Source organism: Pseudomonas sp. MF09150 (genome assembly GCF_059862355.1).
The window spans coordinates 158,499-174,142 of the sequence record NZ_JCBCUS010000009.1; the positions used below are offsets into that span (position 1 = coordinate 158,499).

At 65.3% G+C, this 15,644-nt stretch carries 18 protein-coding genes; 8 read left to right on the forward strand and 10 right to left on the reverse strand.

What is annotated here, in order from left to right; translation table 11 throughout:
* The first annotated feature begins 9 nt into the window (after positions 1-9).
* The 4 genes from AC19YX_RS28540 to AC19YX_RS28555 all read left to right on the forward strand — a co-directional run bounded on the left by AC19YX_RS28540 (position 10) and on the right by AC19YX_RS28555 (position 2,323).
* Positions 10-504, forward strand: coding sequence for a hypothetical protein (locus tag AC19YX_RS28540; RefSeq protein WP_421549611.1), 495 nt, complete (start codon positions 10-12; stop codon positions 502-504).
* 123 nt (positions 505-627) lie between these two features.
* Positions 628-1,392 carry a hypothetical protein gene (locus tag AC19YX_RS28545; protein WP_078473846.1) on the forward strand — a complete coding sequence of 255 codons (765 nt, stop codon included), beginning with the start codon at positions 628-630 and terminating at the stop codon, positions 1,390-1,392.
* 34 nt (positions 1,393-1,426) lie between these two features.
* Positions 1,427-1,903: a cysteine hydrolase family protein gene (locus tag AC19YX_RS28550; protein ID WP_078473847.1), complete on the forward strand. Its 477-nt coding sequence runs from the start codon at positions 1,427-1,429 to the stop codon at positions 1,901-1,903.
* Between the two features lie 33 nt (positions 1,904-1,936).
* On the forward strand, positions 1,937-2,323 hold the full coding sequence (locus tag AC19YX_RS28555; protein WP_500607599.1) for a hypothetical protein: 387 nt from the start codon (positions 1,937-1,939) through the stop codon (positions 2,321-2,323).
* A gap of 9 nt (positions 2,324-2,332) precedes the next feature.
* On the opposite strand, the gene AC19YX_RS28560 is transcribed toward AC19YX_RS28555, so the two are convergent.
* Positions 2,333-2,920, reverse strand: a complete 588-nt coding sequence (locus AC19YX_RS28560; protein ID WP_078473849.1) for a hypothetical protein — start codon at positions 2,918-2,920, stop codon at positions 2,333-2,335.
* 187 nt (positions 2,921-3,107) lie between these two features.
* On the opposite strand from AC19YX_RS28560, the gene AC19YX_RS28565 reads away from it, so the two are divergent.
* Positions 3,108-3,587, forward strand: coding sequence for a hypothetical protein (locus tag AC19YX_RS28565; protein WP_500607600.1), 480 nt, complete (start codon positions 3,108-3,110; stop codon positions 3,585-3,587).
* A gap of 10 nt (positions 3,588-3,597) precedes the next feature.
* Positions 3,598-6,036 carry an alpha/beta fold hydrolase gene (locus AC19YX_RS28570; protein WP_500607601.1) on the forward strand — a complete coding sequence of 813 codons (2,439 nt, stop codon included), beginning with the start codon at positions 3,598-3,600 and terminating at the stop codon, positions 6,034-6,036.
* A 2-nt stretch (positions 6,037-6,038) separates the two neighbouring features.
* Here AC19YX_RS28570 and AC19YX_RS28575 read toward each other — a convergent pair whose 3' ends face one another.
* Both AC19YX_RS28575 and AC19YX_RS28580 read right to left on the reverse strand, forming a co-directional pair.
* Positions 6,039-6,467: a hypothetical protein gene (locus tag AC19YX_RS28575; RefSeq protein WP_201131823.1), complete on the reverse strand. Its 429-nt coding sequence runs from the start codon at positions 6,465-6,467 to the stop codon at positions 6,039-6,041.
* A complete protein-coding gene (locus tag AC19YX_RS28580) occupies positions 6,457-7,461 on the reverse strand; it encodes a GlxA family transcriptional regulator (RefSeq protein WP_500607602.1) in 1,005 nt (334 codons plus the stop codon). The genes AC19YX_RS28575 and AC19YX_RS28580 overlap by 11 nt, the downstream gene beginning before the upstream one ends.
* Positions 7,462-7,571: 110 nt before the next feature.
* Between AC19YX_RS28580 and inhA the strand changes: the two genes are divergently transcribed.
* The gene (gene inhA / locus AC19YX_RS28585; RefSeq protein ID WP_500607603.1) at positions 7,572-8,255 is read left to right on the forward strand and encodes an isonitrile hydratase; all 684 of its coding nucleotides are present in this window, start codon (positions 7,572-7,574) and stop codon (positions 8,253-8,255) included.
* A gap of 10 nt (positions 8,256-8,265) precedes the next feature.
* Here inhA and AC19YX_RS28590 read toward each other — a convergent pair whose 3' ends face one another.
* The 3 genes from AC19YX_RS28590 to AC19YX_RS28600 all read right to left on the reverse strand — a co-directional run bounded on the left by AC19YX_RS28590 (position 8,266) and on the right by AC19YX_RS28600 (position 9,682).
* Positions 8,266-8,574 carry a hypothetical protein gene (locus AC19YX_RS28590; RefSeq protein ID WP_078473855.1) on the reverse strand — a complete coding sequence of 103 codons (309 nt, stop codon included), beginning with the start codon at positions 8,572-8,574 and terminating at the stop codon, positions 8,266-8,268.
* Between the two features lie 88 nt (positions 8,575-8,662).
* Positions 8,663-9,028, reverse strand: a complete 366-nt coding sequence (locus AC19YX_RS28595; protein ID WP_078473856.1) for an antibiotic biosynthesis monooxygenase family protein — start codon at positions 9,026-9,028, stop codon at positions 8,663-8,665.
* 24 nt (positions 9,029-9,052) lie between these two features.
* Positions 9,053-9,682: a LysE family translocator gene (locus AC19YX_RS28600; RefSeq protein WP_500607604.1), complete on the reverse strand. Its 630-nt coding sequence runs from the start codon at positions 9,680-9,682 to the stop codon at positions 9,053-9,055.
* Positions 9,683-9,772: 90 nt separating this feature from the next.
* Here AC19YX_RS28600 and AC19YX_RS28605 point away from each other — a divergent pair, with 90 nt between their 5' ends.
* A complete protein-coding gene (locus AC19YX_RS28605; RefSeq protein ID WP_421549605.1) occupies positions 9,773-11,101 on the forward strand; it encodes an aminotransferase-like domain-containing protein in 1,329 nt (442 codons plus the stop codon).
* A gap of 252 nt (positions 11,102-11,353) precedes the next feature.
* Here AC19YX_RS28605 and AC19YX_RS28610 read toward each other — a convergent pair whose 3' ends face one another.
* The 4 genes from AC19YX_RS28610 to AC19YX_RS28625 all read right to left on the reverse strand — a co-directional run bounded on the left by AC19YX_RS28610 (position 11,354) and on the right by AC19YX_RS28625 (position 15,539).
* Positions 11,354-12,157 (reverse strand): aminoglycoside phosphotransferase family protein, encoded by an 804-nt coding sequence (locus tag AC19YX_RS28610; protein WP_500607605.1) that lies wholly within the window; start codon positions 12,155-12,157, stop codon positions 11,354-11,356.
* 10 nt (positions 12,158-12,167) lie between these two features.
* Positions 12,168-12,515 (reverse strand): ArsR/SmtB family transcription factor, encoded by a 348-nt coding sequence (locus AC19YX_RS28615; RefSeq protein WP_238596246.1) that lies wholly within the window; start codon positions 12,513-12,515, stop codon positions 12,168-12,170.
* On the reverse strand, positions 12,505-12,963 hold the full coding sequence (locus AC19YX_RS28620; protein ID WP_500607606.1) for an SRPBCC family protein: 459 nt from the start codon (positions 12,961-12,963) through the stop codon (positions 12,505-12,507). Before AC19YX_RS28620 ends, AC19YX_RS28615 begins: the two co-directional genes overlap by 11 nt.
* A gap of 86 nt (positions 12,964-13,049) precedes the next feature.
* Positions 13,050-15,539 carry a TonB-dependent siderophore receptor gene (locus AC19YX_RS28625; RefSeq protein ID WP_500607607.1) on the reverse strand — a complete coding sequence of 830 codons (2,490 nt, stop codon included), beginning with the start codon at positions 15,537-15,539 and terminating at the stop codon, positions 13,050-13,052.
* Between the last annotated feature and the right edge of the window lie 105 nt (positions 15,540-15,644).

Here is a 15,644-nt window from a genome sequence, read left to right on the forward strand (position 1 = left end):
GATCGAACAATGTCAGTCCACACGACCCTGATCGTCGAATGGCGAGGGCCTTTGACGCTGGAAGAAATCGAAAGCAACCCTGAGTGGAGTAATGGCCTATACATGGCTACCGGCAGGCTCAAATACGAGCGCAGCGCTTCGATTCAATATTGCGGCATCACCGAAGGCAGTTTTTTCTCAAGGCTCAGGTACCACCACAAGGTCGACCAGATTTTCCGCGAGCAACGGTTCTGGCTGGGGTCGGTGAAGTACCCCAGCGAGGTCTCTCGCCACTACTTGGAGCTGGTGGAGTCGATGATCATCTACTTCTGGAAGCCGGCCCTGAACGAGCGAAAAAAACTCTCTTCCCCCAAGTCGATCACCCTGATCAATCGCTGGTTCAAGAAAGACAATACCCCGCGTTATCGGCAACACACCTTGTGCAAGGACATCGAAGACGTGATCTCCTGGGACGGCAATCTGTGGCGTCTGGGCAACCTGCAGGTCTACGACGAAATCGTCTGAACAACTGCCTGGCGCGACTCTGCCCGCCTTCCCGCTTGCAGATTCGCGCCGCTTGTTTAACCTGCTGCACACCGACAGGGGCGCCCCCAGGCGTTCTGCAACCTTGCAGCAAGGACCGTGGTTTTGGATGTAAAGATCGATATCAACCTGTACTTTTCGGCCAGTCGAAAAATGCTGTTTCTGGCGGCCCATACCGAAGGCACCGCCGAGTGCCTGGGGATTCACGAACAGGCCGACCTGGTGTTCAAGCGCTGCGCCGAGTTCCAGCTCGAACTGCTGCAGACCCTGGAACATGTGTTGAAGCTGGGGCTGATCCGCCCCGCCATGGCCACCCTGCGCACGGCCCTCGACCTGGCCACGCGTTTTGCCTGGCTGGCGGATGACTTCGAGAACCGCCTCGAGCGTTTTTCCAAGGGCCAATGCCCGGGCGTGCAGAAGATGATGTCCGCCGCCAACCTGGGCTGGACCGGTGAATATGAGAAGTCCTACGCGCCGCTGTCGGATTTCGTGCACGGCAGCTTTACCCTGTCCGACTTCAACAAGGTGGAAAAGGACTGCACCGATGAGGTGCCGTATTCGCCCTTGGGCGACTATTTCATCGTGCACACCGATCAAGGCATGCACGCGCGGCTGGTTGAAAACCTCACGCCCAGGGAACTCATCGATCTGCACGGTGGCTATATCACGCTGAAGGCGTTCGACATTGCCCTGGCCATGCTGATGCGCGCCTCCGGCCCCTACTGCGACGCGTTCAACTGGTGGCCGGGGCGCGAAGCGATGGAGGCCTACGACGGCTTGGTGCGACAGTACGACGAGCATTCGAACTTTCTCTGGCTGACTGAAAAACAGCGCCTGACCATATACCGGGTCGAAGGCCGATACCGCTAGGCCGGCCCCCGTTTCCACACCACCCGAGGTGCCCATGGATCAGGTGTTATTGATCGTCGATGTACAGCCCTCTTTCAACCCGCCGCAGTGGCTGGTCAGCGGTATCGAACAGTTGCTGGGGCGCATGCCCTCGGTGGCCACGGTCGAACGCCACGATGAAAGCCGCACGCCCTTTGCCCGGCAACTGGGCTGGCAGCCGGCGCCCGATGACGAAAGCCTGGTGGCCGCCGACAAGGTGTTTATCAAGCACGGCTATGCGCCGACCGCCGAGACCCTGCACTACCTGCACAGCCTGGCGCCGCAGCGGGTGCTGGTGTGCGGGATCCAGACCGATACCTGCGTATTGGCCGCCGGCTTCGCGCTGTTCGATGCCGGCCTGCAACCGACCCTGATCACTGACCTGACCCTGGGCTCGTCCCTGGACCGCAGCGGGCAACTGGGGATACGGCTCTGGCAGCACCACTTCAAGCACCTGATCACCCGCGCCGAGCTGCTGCAACCGCACGCCTAGGCCGGCACCGTCGTCGTCAACCCCGGAGGCCTAATGGCACTCGACCTGCACCTTGAAGCCGACAGTCGCTTGAACCACGCCCTGCTGCGGCGAATCCTCGAAGGCTTCGCGGGGGCCGAGGTGCAGCCACAAGCGGATGGGCTGTGGGCGGCCCTGCCATCCGGGATGCACATTGAAAGCAGCGCGGCCGGCACCGATCAGCAGCTGTACGCCGAGGACCGCAGAGGCTGCGAGTTTGCCGTGGCCTTGCGCGCCTATTTGCGCATCCAGGGTCCGGAGCATCCCGAGCACTCGGCGATGGATGAATTGCGGCGCCTGGCCTGGCACATCAGCGAACAGTGCGACAGTTGCTTCATCCTGTCCTTTCAGTACGAGTCGACGCTGTACTGGCGCGACGCCGACGGTTTGCATGAAGCCTGAAGGCCTTGCTCAGCGCGGGTTCCAGCAGGCCTTGTAGCGCGAGCAGACGTCGTATTGCACGTCCATCTGGGCCATGCGTTTGAGGTGCCTCTGTACGGCAACCACGGTTTCGACCCTGACCATGTCGAAGTACAGCAAGGTAATGTCCATGTCGCTGCCCAGGACTTTCTTGAACACCGGGGTGGCTTCCATGTCCGGCGCGGTGGCCAGGGTCTCAAGCTGGCTGTCGCTGGCCTTGACCAGCTGCGTGCGGTACAGGCGTTTGTACTCGGTGAGCGACTTGACCTTGACCTCGGCCATCTCCAGTTTGAACTGCTCCAGGTTGTCGCGGTACAGCGCCCAGTAGGCGTCCGGCAGCAGGAAGCCCATCAGTTGCTTGCGCTCGGCAATCAGCTCGTCGACGCTGGGCAGGGGCTTGGCCGGGGGGGCCTGTTTAAGGGAATCGAGGGTGCGGACCATGCCCGACTTGGCGACGATCTGCCCGATCAATTGCGTGCGGTGCGGGGTGTCCGGCAGCGGCTGGGGCTGGCCGGCGCATCCGGCGAGCAGCACCAGCAGCAGGACGGTGAAAGGTTGCAACAGTGACGCACGTGACATCGATCTTCCCTGGTTGTGGCGCCACGCCGGGCCGGCGCGGCAACGTCGGCGATTCTAACCGTCCGCCGAGGACAATGGCAGCTTGGCGGGACGGCCCCTGCCCAGTGGCCAGGAGCCCATCGACGCCACGCAGGCCCGCTAAAAATCGTTACACTCCCCGCCTCGACGCCTCCCGACAGGACATGGAATGTTGCCCCCCTCTTCTTCGCCGCAGCCCGGCCTGCGTCGCGCCCTGGTGCTCTGGTTGTATGCCGCGGCGCTGGTCCACCTGATGGCCGGCGTGCTGCTGACCTGGGCCGGCAACAGCGGACTCTTTACCGATTACCTGCAAAGCATCGAACAGCTGTTCTGGGGCCAGGCCGCACCGCCTGCCGCGCGGGCGCAGCAGGTCTGGTGGCTGGCGCTGTTTGGCGCCACTCTGCAAAGCTACGCGCTGTACCTGCTGGCCCTGGTGCGCCTGGGTGACCGCCTGCACCACGCCAATGCCTGGGCCTGGTTGATGGCCGGGATCCTGCTCTGGGCGCCCCAGGACATCTGGGTCTCGGTCCAGGTGCAGATGGGGTCGCACCTGGCCTTCGACAGCGTGGCCCTGCTGACGTTATTGCCGCCGCTGCTGTGGTTGTTTGTCCATGACCGCCGCCACCCTGGGGCCGCCCCGCGTGCCTGAAGGAACCCTGATGGAAAAGCCCCTGCTGTACCTGCTGGCCGGCAATGGCAGCGCCGCCGATTGGTGGGACGACGCCGTGCCGCACTTTGCCCGCTACCGGGTGCACGCCCTGGAGCTGCCAGGTTTTGGCGACAACCCGCAACCGCCCTGCACCGACCTGTCAGCCTACGCCGAGGCGCTGCTGGCGCTGACTGAGCCTGGGCAGGCGATCATGGCGGTCGGGGTCAATGCGCTGATTGTGCTGCACGCCCTGGCGCGCCGTCCGGGGCACTTCGCGCGCAGTGTGCTGCTGGCGCCGGTGGGGGCGTTTCTCTGGCAACGGCGGCTGCCGGCGCTGATGGCGCCCCTGCCGATTCGCAGCCTGATCCATCAGGCCCTGAGCCGCAGGCCCGCGTGGTTCGCCCACAAGTTTTCAGCCCAACCCTGGAGCCCGGCGCAGTACCGCCGCATGGGCCAGGGCTACGCCCGCTGCCGGGCCTTTGTGCCGTTGTGGGAGCAACTGCGGGCCGACACCGCGCTGCCGTTGCTGGAGTGGATCAAGGACCCGGTGGAGTTGGTGTGGGGCGATCAGGACCGGATGCTGGGCATTGCCCAGGCCGCGGCCTGGTCGGCGATCCTGGCCCGGGCCGACTTGCGTATCAGCCTCAAGCCGGGCTGGGGCCATTACCCGTGGATCGATGCCCCGGCCGAGTTCGCCGCCTGGCTGGAAGGCGCCGAGCCGGGGTTTGTCGCCCACACCAAGGGCGGCCGCCTGCGCCTGGCCGAGCTGGCCGGACAAGCGGTGCCCAGCGCCCTGTCCCTGGACAGCAGCGACGACCCGCGCCTGCCCGCGCTGCTCGCCAGCCAGCCCGACGCCACGTGGGCGGTGCGCTCCTCAAGCTATGGCGAAGACCAGGCCGACGCCGCCAATGCCGGCCTCAGCACCACCTACCTGCGTGAGCCGGCCAGCACAGTGCCGGCGCGCATCGATGCGCTGCGGGCGGCCGGTGTCGAGGAAGTGGTGGTGCAGCGTTTTATCACCCCGACCCTGTCGGGCATCGCCTTTGTCAGGCACCTGGGGATGGAGCTGGAGTGGGTTGAAGGCCATCTGGAGGCCTTGGCTGACGGCCAGTCCAGCCCTGAACGGGCGGTCCTGTCACGGCTTGGAGCCGCCTGGGCCAGCGGTCAGTTCCCGACCGCCCATGGCTTGAGCAGCGAAATGCTCTGGGACTTTTTGCAGGGCGTGCTGAAAACCTTCCACTACGTGCCCGGCGATGTCGAATGGGCCTGGGACGGCGCGCAACTGTGGCTCCTGCAATACCGGCCGATCAGTGATTACGGCTGGCGCCGGCACCTGACCGCCGCCAATATCGCCGAGATCCTGCCGCCCCAGCCCAGCCGCTTTGTGGAGTACGGGCAACGGCGGGCGGCGGCGAGCATTCCGGCAGTCATGGCGCGCTGGGACTCGCGGATCCTCGAAGACAATGAGCCGTTCACCGCCGTGTTTGGCGGCGCGTCCTACATCAACAATGATCTGTTCCTCGCACGCCTGGCCGACTGGGGCGTGTCCTCGGCCAGCTATGCCGGCGAGGTCGGCGGCGCCACCCCGCACCTGCCGTGGCGCCCGGCGCGCTTGCTGCGTTCGCTGCCGCTGTTCTGGCGCATGCAACGCATCGCCCGGGGCCAGCTGCTGCACCTGGAAAGCGGCCTGCGGCGCTTCGACCAGGAACTGCACGAACTGCACGCGGCCGGCGCCGATGGCCAGCAACTGGCGGATTGGTTCAGCCGTTTTTATGTGTTTGTGGTCCAGGGCAACCTCTGCATCGCCACGGCCCTGGCCAGCAGCGGCGGCGATCTGCTGGGGCGCCCGCCCACCGCCTACGGCAACCTCGAGCACAGCCCGCACCGCCTGCCCTGGGAAACCGACCCCGGCACCCCGCGCCCTGCCTGCAGCGACCTGCCGTTGCAGGCGCTGCCGGCCTGGCCAAGGGCAGTCGGGATGGCCCATCGCCTGGGGCTGCCGGGGATGCGCGGGTACTACCTGCAAGTACGCGAGTGGTACCGCGACAACCTGATGCGGATCTTTTTCCGCCTGCACCACGCCATGCCCGAGGCCGAGCGTGACCACTGGTTTGCGCCCCACGCCGAGGTCCGCAACCGCGACGGCAGCTTCTGGCAGGACGGCCGCGAAGGCAGCGAACAGGCCAGCGGCTTCATGATTTACCCGGGCCAGGTGCAAGGGGTGCTGGGCGTCGACATCCTGCTCGAAGACACCCTGGACCCCGGCCGCCATGCGCAGTATCAAGCGGCACGCGCGGTGATCGCGCGCATGGGCGGACGCCTGTCCCACGGCTCGACCTTGCTGCGCGAACTGCGCAAACCCTCGGCGGTGCTCCCTCAGGTCGACCCGGCCTGGGTCGGCCGTGAAGTGCTGTACCGCGACGGCGAGTTGAGCCTGGTGCAGGGCTGAACTCAGCCGTTGCAGGGTGACAAGCGGTCTACATCGGTGCCGCTTTCGGGACGCCGATCCAGCTCGCCGTTGGCATCGATATAGAGATGGGTCTCTGGCCACTTGGGGTTGATCTCCACACAGTCTCGGCTGTCCTTGGACCACCAGTCGAACTGCATGAAGAAGTCGGCATCGGGGAAGATATGCCCACTGTCCCCCGTGCTTTCTCCGGGCTCGATCCGGCCACGGTAGATGCTGTGCTGGACGTTCAGCACGTAGCTCAGGGTGCGCGTGCCCTGTGCCGAGTAATGCACCGTGACATCGGGCTTGGCCACGTACCAGAACAGGATCGACAGTTGAATCGCCAGCATCACCAGGGTCCAGGTCAGATTTAGCGGCGGCTCGCTGGCAGGGCCTGGCGGGGCGGTTGCAGCGTGATCATCAAACGACATCAGAGGTTTGTTCCTTGAGTTCATGGGCGCTGAAACGCTCCCGGTAAGCCTGCGGCGTCACGCCCATGGCCCGCAGAAAGCCGCGGCGCAGGGTTTCTTCACTGCCAAACCCGCACTGCGATGCAATGCGCTTGATCGCCAGGGTGGTATCGGCCAACAGCCGGCGGGCGGTCTCGATCCGGATCAGCTCCACGGCCCGGGCCGGGGTCTGCCCGGTGTCCGCACGGTAGTGGCGGACAAAGCTGCGCTCGCTCATGCCGGCCTGCAAGGCCAGGGTCGGGATACCCAGGTCCATGGCCAGGTTCTCGGCGATCCAGGCATGCAGGTCGTCGAAACGATTGCCGTCCTGCTGCAGGGCCAGGGTCACGCTGAACTGCGACTGGCCACCGGGGCGCTTGAGAAACACCACCAGGTGCCGCGCCACTTCCAGGGCCACCCCACGGCCCAGGTCCTGCTCGACCAGAGCCAGGGCCAGGTCGATGCCGGCGGTGACCCCGGCCGAGGTCCAGACCGCGCCGTCATTGATGAAAATCGGGTTGGCCTCGACCTGCAGTTGCGGATATTCCCGTGCCAGTTGCTCGCAGCGGGTCCAGTGGGTCACCACTCGCCGGCCATCGAGCCAACCACTGGCCGCCAGCAGAAACGCCCCGGTGCAGACCGACGCCACCCGCCGCGAACGCCCGGCCTGCTGCGCCACCCATTGCACCAGGTGCGGCTCCCGGGCAGCGGCGTAGACGCCCCAGCCACCGGAAATGATCAGGGTGTCGGACGGCGCGTCCGGCGCCGGCAAGGGCTCGGCCAGCAGCGCCAGCCCGGCCGAAGTCGGCACCGGCCCGCCCGGATCGGCGATCACCGTGGCCACATAGGGCGCAGGCAGACCCTGCTGGCGCAGCAGGTCATTGGCCGAGGCGAACACTTGCAGCGGCCCGGTCACATCGAGCACCTGGGCGTTGGCGAAGGCCAGCACATACACGGTTTTGGCAGCAGTAGGCATGATTGGCGTAAATCGTGGGCATCTTGGCGGATGCGCCAAAGCCTAGGGGAATAGAGTGAGGCCGTCCACCCGTTTCGGGTGACCCCGAAGATTGCCCCAGGAGAGACGCGATGACGCTGCAGATCGGTTTTCTATTGTTTCCCAAGGTTCAGCAACTGGACCTCACCGGCCCCTACGATGTGCTGGCGTCGCTGCCGGACGTGAAGGTGCACCTGATCTGGAAGGACCTGGAACCGGTCACCGCCAGCACCGGCCTGGTGCTGCTGCCCACCACCACGTTCGACGACTGCCCGGCCCTGGATGTGATCTGCATTCCCGGTGGCGCCGGGGTCGGCCCGCTGATGGAGGACGAACAGACCCTGGACTTTATCCGCCGCCAGGCCGCAGGTGCGCGCTACATCACCTCGGTCTGCACCGGCTCGCTGGTGCTGGGGGCCGCCGGCCTGTTGCAGGGCAAACGCGCCACCACCCACTGGGCCTACCACGAACTGCTGGCGCCGCTGGGGGCGACTGCGGTGCAGGACCGGGTGGTACGCGACGGCAACCTGCTGACCGGTGGCGGCATCACCGCCGGCATCGATTTCGCCCTGGCCCTGGCCGCTGAACTCTACGGCGAGGCCCGCGCGCAACTGGTGCAACTGCAACTGGAATACGCTCCGGCCCCGCCCTTCAACGCCGGCAGCCCCAGCACTGCGCCCGCCGCCGTGCTGGCCGAGGCCCGGCAATTGGTGGCCGAGTCATTCCAGGTGCGCAGCGCCGTGACCCAGCGTGCGGCGCAAAGGCTGCGGCGCTAGACCCTGCGACTCAATCAGCCGGCGAGTCAGGTGCGGCGGGATCGGCCGGCTTGCTGGCCCGGGGGTGACGCCGGCGCCGCCACAGGCCCAGCAGGTCGCGGCCGATCAGCCACAGCGCACCGGCCACGTTCAGCGCCACAAAGGCCTTGACCATAAACAGCAGCCCATCGCCCAGGGTCGGGCATTTGGGCCCGGTGCAGTGGGCGCTAACGCCCAGAGCCAGGGCGGCGGGTGACGCCAGGCACAGCGCAACGCCCAGCCACGCCAGGCGCCAAACACGTGACAGGCTCGGCCTGCGGCTGACTGCGGATGTATCCACTCCATTGGAAACCCTTGGTTCAAGCGGCGTCATGCTGATCCCTGGCTGAAAAAAAGCCGCCTATTTCACCACACCCAGCGCAGCGATTTCAGGCTTTTACCGACTGCGGTGCAGCCCGAACTACCGGCCCCTGCCGGTTATTGGCCACCAACTGGGTGATCTGCCCGTCACCGTAGGCACGTTCCACCTTGCAGATCAGCACCTGATAGCCGGCGTACCACTGGCGGTACTGGCGCTTGGCTTCAAGGTGCGTCGGGTGCCGGGCAAAGGCCTGGATCGACGCCTCGTCTTCCCAGTAATAACTGGCATTGACCAACTGCCCGTCAGCCGAAGTCCACGACTGGGCGCCGACGAACCCCGGCAGGCTGTTGGCGATCTCGTCGATGATGGCACTCAGGCGTTGGAACTCCTGATCCTGCTGCCCGGGTTTATAGATAAAAGCGGCGATATACATGCTGAACTCCATTGGCAAAGTGCATCAGAGGGGACTTGTCATCAGCGCCAGGCGCGCTGCCAGCAGCAACAGCACCGCCGCCAGCAGCCAGGGCTGGATCCGGGCCAGCCCCGGCCTAGCGCCAAGCCCATGGCTCAGGGCACTGCCGAACACCCCGAGCAGGGTGTGAAACACCACGCTGACCAGGGTCAGCACCAGGCCCAGGACCAGTAGCTGCAAGGCGATCGGACCGCTCCCGGGCCGCACGAACTGCGGCAGGAACACCATGAAAAACAGCAGCGCCTTGGGGTTCAGCAGGCTGTTGAGCAGCGCCCGAACCCACACCGTGGGCAACGGCACCCGTGCCACTTGTCGCAGGCGCTTCGGCCCACGGGCCTGCACGGCCTGGTAGGCGAGCCACAGCAGGTAGGCGACGCCGGCGTAGCGGATCAGGTCGAACGCCGGCGGCCAACCCGCCACCAGCGCCGTCACTCCGGTGGCGGTCAACAGGGTCAGCAGCACGTCCGCCGCGCCAATCCCCAGCCCGCAGGCCACGCCGCCGCGCCAGCCGTAGGCCAGACCGTGACTGAGCACAAAGGCCATGTTCGGCCCAGGCGACAGCAGCAACAGCAGCACCGTGCCGACGAAGATCGAAAGGGTCGCCAGGTCCATCATCAGCGCAGCACTCCTGTGGAAAAGGCGCTAGATTAGAGCGCCGATCTGATACAAACAAAAAATTGATCTAGATACACGGGACCACCCTGCATGAGCCGAATCCGCTACAAACGCATCGTCGACCACCTGGCCACTCGCATCCGCAGTGGCGAGCTGGCCCCCGGCACCCAGCTGCCGACCCTGCGTGCGCTGATGGCCCAGGAGCAGGTGGCGCTGGCCACTGCGCTGCGGGTCTACAACGAGCTGGAGGCCATCGGCCTGGTGGTGGGCGAGCCCGGACGCGGCACTTTTGTGCGCGACAGCAGCCTGCCCCGGGGCATGGGCCTGGAGCAGCACCCGCCGCGCAGCAGCGCGGTGGACCTGACCTTCAACTACCCCGCCCTGCCCGGCCAGGCGCACCTGTTGCGTGACGGCCTGCGGGCCATCGCCGCGTCGGGCGACCTCGACGCCCTGCTGCATTCGCCACCCCAGGGCGGACGGCCCCATGAACGGCAAACCGCTGCCCGCCACCTGCGCAACCGCGCCATCCGCGTGCCCGGCGAGCAGGTGCTGATCGTCAACGGTGCCCAGCAGGGGCTGGCGGTGAGCGTGATGGCGCTGCTACAACCGGGGGATGTCCTGGCACTCGACGCCCTGACCTACCCCGGCCTGAAAACCCTGGCCCAGTTCCACCGCCTGGACCTGGAGGCACTGCCGCAACGGGACGGCCAGATGGACCTGGATGCGCTCGAAGCGCTGTGCCAGCGGCGCCCGGTGCGGGCCCTGTATTGCATGCCGACCATGCACAACCCACTGGGCACGGTGATGCCCCAGGCCGACCGGCTGCGCCTGGCGCAACTGGCCCGCCAGCATGACCTGCTGATTATCGAAGACGGCGCCTATGCCTTTCTCGCGGAACCGGCGCCCAAGCCCCTGCAAACCCTGGCCCCGGAGCGCACGCTGTACATCTCCGGGCTGTCGAAAAGCGTCGCTTCGGGCCTGCGCCTGGGGTTTATCGTGGCGCCGCTGGAGATGATCCCGGCCCTGGAACAGGCGATTCGACTCTCGACCTGGAGCACCCCGGCGCTGACCGTGGCCCTGGGTTGTCACTGGATCGAATCGGGGCTGGTGGACAGCCTGGAGGAACAAAAGCGCGCCGACGCTCGTCGCCGGCAACGCCTGGCACGACGGGTGCTCAAGGGCTGCGAGCTGAGTGCCCACCCAGCGTCCTACTACCTCTGGCTGAGGCTCGCCCAGGGCCTGCGCGCCGACAACGTGGTCAGCCAGCTGGAACGCCAGGGCGTACGGGTGACCTCGGCCGAGCCCTTCGCCACCACCGCCCATGTGCCGCAGGCGTTGCGGGTGGCTTTGGGCTCCATCAGCCTGGAGGCACTGGAGCAGGCGCTGCACAAAGTGCGCGATGCGGTAACCGAGCTGTAGCCGGTCGGTGCGTTAAGCACCGTGGCCTGAGTTTTCCCCGGGCATAAAAAAACCCGCCGAAGCGGGTTTTCCCAAGACCATGTCGACTCCCTGTCGGTAGCGTCCTTGCAAATGGTCGATCATCCTTGATCCTGAGCGCTTCCTGCGCTGCAGTTGATGGAGTGAAGATTAAACACAAACCTCAAGGGGCAATAGACGACATCACGGGCAGCGCGTGTAAGCCATTCGCCATAGGGCGGCTTCCGTAAACCCTTAGGACTGCGCCAGTGCCTCAGCCGCCAGGCGCGCCACCTGACGCTGGTGCCCGGCGCCCGCCTGATTCCGGTCCTCCAGAAACCAGGCCGCCGACAGGCCGCTGTAAGCCAGCACCCACTGCAACAGGCGCTGGCGCGGCAGGTCGGCGGCCTCGGCAATCACCGCGACCTGCCGGGTAAAGCGCGCCGGATCGGTGGCCGTCGGCAGTTGCGGGTTGCAGATCAGGTTGGCGAAATCAAACCCGCGCTCGCCCCGCACCCGTTTCGGGTCGATGGCCAGCCAGCCGTGTTCGCCAAAGTCGAGAATATTCTCGTGGTGGGCATCGCCGTGCAGCACCACCTCGTCACGCGGGTCGGCCAGCAATGCATCGGCGGCGGCAAGGCTTTCCAGCAGCACCCCGCCTTCGCGCGCGGCCGCCGGGCGCAGCGCCTGGAACCAGCGCGCCAGGGACAACAACGAGGGCGACGGCCCGGGCCTGGGCGCATGCAGACGCGCAAGGCAGGCGCAGGCCAGACGGCTCGCCTGGTCGTCCTCGCCGTGCCGGGCCAGGTCCAGCAACGAACGCCCGCCCTCGGCCCGCGCCATCAGCAGCGCCGCGCCCTCCTGGGCCAGGACCGGGGCCGCGCCCGCGCCGGCCCACCAGGCCATCAGTTGGTTGCCGATGGCTTCATCGTCATCGAGGGCAATTTTCAACATCGCCGGCACTGCGCCACGGCGTACCGGCAGCAGGCGGCTGCCATGGGTCATGATCGGTTCGCCGTCCGGCAGCAACTGCCAGCGACTCAGGTAAGGCTCGAACATCGGGTTCCCGTCAGCGCTCGGTAAAGGACGCCAGATTACCCAAAGCCGAATCCCATTGCCGGCTGATCAGTTCCAGGGAGTGCCGGGCCGCGGCCAACTGGGTCAGCTCCAGCGCCCACAGGCGCTCGCGCCCCAGCTTGGCATCGCGCACCAGGCCGGCCTGGGCCAGCACCTGCAAGTGTTTGGTCACAGCCTGGCGGGTGATGGCGGTGCCGAGGGTCAATTGGGTAATGGATTGGGGCTCGCCGGCGCACAGAATGACGACGAGCCGCAAACGGGTCTCGTCGCCCAGTGCGGCGAAGATCAGCGCCGAGCGGTCCAGGGCCGCAACGCCGGTGAGGGTGGGTTCAGGCTGCACCAAGGTAAGTCTCGATGTTGCTCATTTGCACATCCCACCCCCGGCTGTTCATGCGAAACGCCTTGAGCCGGCGCTGCGCCGGGATTCCGTCGAAGCCCGACTCCGCCACCCGCAGCAAGGTGCCGCCGTCCATGTCTTCGAGTTCGAAGCGCACCAGGGTGGTGGGCTCGCCGGAATAGTCGAGGTGGGTGTCCACCGCATAGGGGTGCCAGCTGAAGGCAAACACCTCTTCGGGCAGCAGTTGCTCGATCAGTACATCCCAGACCAGGTACTCGTAGCCGGGGTAGGTGATCTGCCCCGTGGCGCGCTGGCCGGTGACAAAACGCTGGCCTTGCAGGGCCACGCCGAACCAGTTGCCAAAGGCCTGGGCATCGGTCAACGCAGTCCAGACCTTGGCCCGGGGCGCCTTGAGCAGGATTTTTCGTTCAATGCGATCAGATGAATTCATGAGTCACCTCCAGCACTGAACACTAGTCGGCCTTGGGCCAAACGCAACCAATGAGTTGCGTTAGCCCCACCACTCATCGCAAAGGATCAGAAGCTCCACTTGGCGTTGACCATCGCATTGCGCGGTTCGCCATAGGAGCCCGAGTTGAAGGTGCCCAGGCCGTCGTAATACTTCTGGTCGAACAGGTTGTTCAGGTTCAGGCCCAGCGAAAGATGCTCGTCGACCTGGTACCGGGCCAGCAAACCGACCACTGCATAGGGGTCTTGATAGGCCTTGTAGGTGGTTCCTGAAATCTCCCGGGTGGCAAAGGACTCGCTTTGCCAGGTCAGGTTGCCGCCCACGGTCAAGCGGCTCAGGTTACCCGGCAGACGGTAGGTGGTGCCTAGCTTGAACAGGTTGATCGGCTGGTTGGCCTGCACCCGCTCGCCGTTCTTGTCATGGGATTCGCGGTAGGTATAGCCGCCGAACAGATTCCAGCCACTCGCCACTTCGCCGGAAACCTCGGCCTCCAGCCCCCGGGTCGACGTGCCGCTGATGGCCCGGTAGATCGGCTTGTTGGTTTGCAGGTTGTCACCGACGTACTCGGGGCTGTTTTTCTGCTCGACGTCAAACAGCGCCACACTGGCATTGAGCCCACCATCGAAGAACTCGCCCTTGATGCCGATTTCGTAGTTATCGCCCTGCAGCGGATCGAGGGAGGTGTTGGCCGCCGTCTTGTAGTAGGTCTGCGGCAAAAAGATGTTGGTGTAGCTGGCGTACACCGAGTAACGGTCGTTGAGGTCATAGACGATACCGGCGTACGGGGTCAGCACCGCACTTTTCTTGGTGTTGTCGACGGTTTCCACCCCCGACGCCTCGTTGCGCGTCATGTCTTCCTGGTGCCACCAACTGACGCGCGTGCCGAGGGTGATCGACAGCGGGTCGAAGGGCTTCAAATGCAGCGCGGTATAGAGGCCGGTCTGTTTCAGGCGGGTAACGCCCTCGGCATTCTTGATGAACTTGGGACGACTGAACTCGCGTCCATCGAGCTCGAAAATATTGTCCACCGGGCGGTAGTCGCCGTCGGGTCCGACGCTGGTGTAATCGGGAAAATTCAAGTGCGTGCGCGAAGTGCTACCGCCCACCACCAGCTCATGCTCGCGACCGCCCAGGGTGAACGGGCCGGAAGCATAGAGGTCCAGCGTGTCCTGGGTCTGGTAGCTGTCCAGGCGACTGATAAAGGCAAAGGCACCGGCGCCAGTCAGCGGGTCCGGGTTGGAGGCGCTGGCCGACGAACCCTCGCCTTTGCGGTAAGCGTACTGATGGCTGTACGAGGCCTTCAGATTCCAGTCGTTGCCGAGTTTGTGATCGAGCATGCTGGTGAAGTTGTAGCTGGTGTTGTCGAGAAAGCTCCAGCGGCCGGCCGGGTTGAACGAGCGGGAGAAATTGGTTTGCTGGCCGGTGCTGTAGAACAACGGGATATGCCCATAACTGGTGCCATCGGCGTTGTTGTTCTGGTAGTCCAGGCTGGTGCGCAGCACCGTGTCTTCGTTCAGGTCGATGTCCAGTGCGCCATACAGCACGCGCTTCTCCTGCTTGTACCAGTCGATGAACGAGTTCTGTTTCTGATAGGCCGCCACAAAGCGCCCGCGCACGTTGCCGGTGTCCGTCAAGGGGCCGGACACGTCGACTTCCGAACGGTACTTGTCCCACGCCCCGGCCTCGCCGGAGACATACCCCTGGAAGTCCTTGGTCGGGCGCTTGTGCACCAGGTTGATGGTGGCGGACGGAGTCCCCGCCCCACTCATCAGGCCGGTGGCGCCGCGCAGCACTTCGACACGGTCATAGATCGCCATGTCCGACAGTGCCGAGGTGAATTGCTGGGACTCGTTGGCGATCTGCGCCGGAATCCCGTCGTACTGGAAGTTCTGGATCTGAAAGCCGCGCGAGTAAAAGGTGTAGCGCTCGCTGTCGCGGTGATTGCTGCTGATCCCTGGGGTAAAACTCAGGACCTCGTTGAGGGTGGACAGGTGCTGGTCGTCCATCAGTTGGCGAGTGATCACGCTCACCGATTGCGGGGTCTCGCGCAGGGACAGCGGCAGCTTGGTCGCCGTACTGGTGGCACCGGTGGTGTAGGACCCGCTGCCCTCGGTGGTCAGCCCCAGGGCCTGGGCGGTGACCGACGTCGCGCCCAGGTTCAGCACCGAACCCTCGCCAACGGGCACCAACCCATAACTGCCATTGGGGTTGATCACCACCGCCAGCGAGCTGCCGGCGAGCAAGCTGGCAAACCCCTGTTCGACACTGAAAGTACCGCTCAAGCCCCGGCTGCTCTTGCCCGCCGTGAGCCCGGCATCGAATGACAGGACCACGCCCGAGTCCCCGGCAAAGCGGCTGAGCACCGCGCCCAGAGGGCCGGCGCCAATGGCATAGGTTTTCTGCTGGCTGGCCGCGCGGGCCTGGGACGCAGGGTCGAGCAAGGGTTGCAGCACCCCGTAGTGCAAGGCCAGGGAAGCCCCGAGCAGCGCCATGACCAAGGGTTTCCTGCTGCTGGAAAAGTGCCGTTTATCCACCGCTGTGTATGGCCCTGCGCGCATGCTGACTCCTGAAGATTCGGTTCAAAGGTGAAGGTCTTGCAGGAGGGAGTCGAGCGAGCCTTGGCCAATCGACAATGGCCGTGGCATTTTTTTTCAGGGGGCGCT